At 46.3% G+C, this 559-nt stretch carries 2 rRNA genes; both read left to right on the forward strand.

Annotated features, from left to right (window positions below):
* Positions 1–114, forward strand: a 16S ribosomal RNA gene (locus RJP21_RS31045); the annotation flags it as partial.
* A gap of 326 nt (positions 115–440) precedes the next feature.
* Positions 441–559 (forward strand): 23S ribosomal RNA (locus tag RJP21_RS31050); the annotation flags it as partial.

Below are 559 nucleotides of genomic sequence, written 5' to 3' on the forward strand. Positions count from 1 at the left end.
CCCGAAGTCGGTGGGGTAACCGCAAGGAGCCAGCCGCCGAAGGTGGGGTAGATGATTGGGGTGAAGTCGTAACAAGGTAGCCGTATCGGAAGGTGCGGCTGGATCACCTCCTTTCTATGGAGAATCGTTTCCTGCGAGGAAACATTCAAATATGCCGTAAGGCAAAATGATCTCACTCGTTGGTCAGTTTTGAGAGTTCAAACTCTCGCATACAATTTCCAGAACTTGCTTGGTGACAAGCGGTGCTGAGGATGGTATGATATAAGTCCGGTTGAAAAAACCGGATGATTTGAATCAAATTTTCATTCACACATTCGTGATGAACCGAAAAGTTGATTTTTGATCCTTGAAAACTAGATACCGAAACGAATTTGCGTTTTAGAAATATCCTTTTAGCTGCTTGTGTCTTCATTGTAAGACCAAGTAACAAAAAGTAGCATGGTTAAGCTACTAAGAGCACACGGAGGATGCCTAGGCGCTAGGAGCCGATGAAGGACGTGGCGAACAACGATACTGCCTCGGGGAGCTGTAAGCAAGCTTTGATCCGGGGATGTCCGAA

This window comes from Paenibacillus sp. VCA1, assembly GCF_031583795.1.
In the GTDB taxonomy this organism is placed as follows: domain Bacteria; phylum Bacillota; class Bacilli; order Paenibacillales; family Paenibacillaceae; genus Paenibacillus_AQ; species Paenibacillus_AQ albilobatus.